Here is a 2,615-nt window from a genome sequence, read left to right as displayed (position 1 = left end):
CGCGAATGCGGTGTATCAGTCAACGTTGATGTCGACTGATACACCGCATTCGCGAGCAAGCCCGCTCCCACATTTGATCGGCGTTGCTCTTAGACGGTTTTCCAGGTGATCTCTTCTTCACCGTCCGCGCTAATGCGCATCCAGCGATCGGCCGTCTCTTCACCTTCTTCCTCGACCCAGCTACCCGGTGCGCAACGCACTTCGACGTTCAGCGCGGCAAAGGCTGCGCGGGCGCAGGCGATGTCGTCTTCCCACGGGGTCTGGTCGCTGTCCAGGAACAGGCTGTTCCATTTGCCCACGGCTTTTGGCAACCAGGTGACCGACATGTTGCCGGCCTTGCACTTGTAGGTCTGGCCTTTCTGGACCCAGTCGGTGCATGGGCCCAAAGCAGTGCCGAGCCAGGCCGCGACGGCCTTGTAGTCGACGTCGGCGTCTTTCAGGTAAATCTCGATATCGGGTTGGCGCATGGATGTCCTCACTGCGGGTCTGAAAAATCCATTCGCGGATTTAGCCGGCCTACGACAAATGCCGAAGACCAAAAAATTAAGGTGTTATTGAAGTACGAAGTAATCGTAGCGCATCGAAACGGTGACCTCGAACGGCTCGACCTGTTCGATGACCGCCGCCCGGCGCTCAGCACTGGCGCGCCAGCCGTGGGGCGTCATGGCCAACAGGTTCGCCCGGTCCTGACCCTTTTCCAGCGTCAGTTTGAATTCCAGGGTTTCGCTGTGCTGCAGCGCCATGCCTTCCGGCACCAAAGCCAGATGCTTGTCATCGGTGTATTCACGCACTTCGTCGTACAGACGCTCGCGTAATTCCATCAGATGGCCGCTGGTCGGCCCGACTTTCATCAAACCGCCGCCGGGGCTGAGCAGGCGTTTGGCTTCCTCCCAATCCAGCGGGCTGAAGACGCTGGCGAGAAACTGGCAGCTGCCAGAGGCCAGCGGAACCCGGGCCATGCTGGCGATCAACCAGGTCAGCTGCGGGTTACGTTTGCAGGCGCGTTTGACCGCTTCCCGGGAAATATCCAGTGCGTAACCGTCGGCGTTCGGCAAGGCCTCGGCGATTTGCGCGGTGTAGTAACCCTCGCCACAACCGATGTCCAGCCAGCGCTGCGGTGCGTACCGAGCGGCCAGTTCCGCCAGACGCTTGGCCACCGGCGCGTAATGGCCGGCGTTCAAAAAGTCGCGTCGGGCTTCGACCATCGCCAGGTTATCCCCAGGGTCGCGGCTGTTCTTGTGCTGCACCGGCAACAGGTTCAGGTAACCCTGACGCGCACGGTCGAAACGATGCCCGGCGGGGCAGGCCACGCCGTTGTCCACCGCGTTCAGCGGTTCGCTGCAGATCGGGCAGGCGAGCATCAGGCGAGCAACTTGATCAGGGTCTGGTAGTAGATTTCGGTCAGCACGTCGAGGTCGGCAGCCAGTACACGCTCGTTGACCTGGTGGATCGTCGCGTTGACCGGGCCCAGTTCAACAACCTGAGTACCCATGGTCGCAATGAAGCGCCCGTCGGAGGTGCCGCCACTGGTGGACGCCTTGGTTTCACGACCGGTAATGTCCTTGATGCTCGACGCGACAGCATCGAGCAACGCGCCCGGTTCGGTGAGGAACGGCAGACCGGACAGCGCCCAGTCGATGTGCCAGTCCAGGCCATGCTTGTCGAGGATGTCAGCGACGCGCTTTTGCAGGCCTTCAACGGTGGATTCGGTGGAGAAGCGGAAGTTGAACACCGCCACCAGGTCACCCGGGATTACATTGGTCGCGCCGGTGCCGGAGTTCACGTTGGAGATCTGGAAACTGGTCGGCGGGAAGAAATCGTTGCCGTGGTCCCAGTGCTCGGCGGCCAGTTCGGCCAGCGCCGGGGCGGCGAGGTGGATCGGGTTCTTCGCCAGGTGCGGATAAGCCACGTGACCTTGCACGCCGCGCACGGTCAGCTTGGCACCGAGGGAGCCGCGACGGCCGTTCTTGACCACATCGCCCACCAGGGTGGTACTCGACGGTTCGCCGACGATGCACCAGTCCAGACGCTCCTTACGGGCGGCAAGGCGTTCGATCACGGCTTTGGTGCCGTGGTGCGCCGGGCCTTCTTCGTCGCTGGTGATCAGGAAAGCAACCTTGCCCTTGTGATCCGGGTAGTCGGTGACGAAACGCTCAGCCGCCACGGTCATGGAAGCGAGGCTGCCTTTCATGTCCGCCGCGCCACGGCCGCAGAGCATGCCGTGTTCGTCGATCACCGCGTTGAACGGGTCGATCTGCCAGGCGGTCACCGGGCCGGTCGGCACCACGTCGGTGTGGCCGGCGAAGCACAGTACCGGACCGTCGTGTTTACCGTGGGTCGCCCAGAAGTTATCCACATCTTCGATGCGCATTGGTTCAAGCGCAAAACCGGCATCGCCCAGGCGCTGCATCATCTGCTTCTGGCAATCGGCGTCGACCGGCGTCACGGACGGACGGCGGATCAGGTCGATGGCGAGTTGAAGGGTCGGCGAAAGGTCGGCGTGGGCCGTCATGGAAAACTCCGAAAACATGAAATATGGGCGCGGGCTAAATGTGGGAGCGGGCTTGCTCGCGAATGCGGTGTGTCAGTCAGCATAAAAGTTGATTGTTACACCG

At 61.8% G+C, this 2,615-nt stretch carries 3 protein-coding genes; all 3 read right to left on the bottom strand.

The genetic code is table 11. The annotated features are described in order from the left end of the window. Window positions 1–89: 89 nt before the first annotated feature. Window positions 90–467 (bottom strand): hypothetical protein, encoded by a 378-nt coding sequence (locus KGB23_RS29975; RefSeq protein ID WP_223433690.1) that lies wholly within the window; start codon window positions 465–467, stop codon window positions 90–92. A gap of 84 nt (window positions 468–551) precedes the next feature. Continuing rightward, the gene (locus KGB23_RS29970) at window positions 552–1,361 is read right to left on the bottom strand and encodes a putative RNA methyltransferase (RefSeq protein ID WP_223433689.1); all 810 of its coding nucleotides are present in this window, start codon (window positions 1,359–1,361) and stop codon (window positions 552–554) included. Continuing rightward, entirely contained in the window at window positions 1,361–2,512 is a 1,152-nt protein-coding gene (dapE, locus tag KGB23_RS29965) for a succinyl-diaminopimelate desuccinylase (RefSeq protein WP_008146697.1), read from the bottom strand. Before dapE ends, KGB23_RS29970 begins: the two co-directional genes overlap by 1 nt. Window positions 2,513–2,615: the final 103 nt, after the last annotated feature.

It is taken from the genome of Pseudomonas sp. GL-B-26 (assembly GCF_019947405.1).
In the GTDB taxonomy this organism is placed as follows: domain Bacteria; phylum Pseudomonadota; class Gammaproteobacteria; order Pseudomonadales; family Pseudomonadaceae; genus Aquipseudomonas.
The sequence above is the reverse complement of the archived record's forward strand: the minus strand, read 5'-3'. Positions and strand labels throughout refer to the sequence as shown.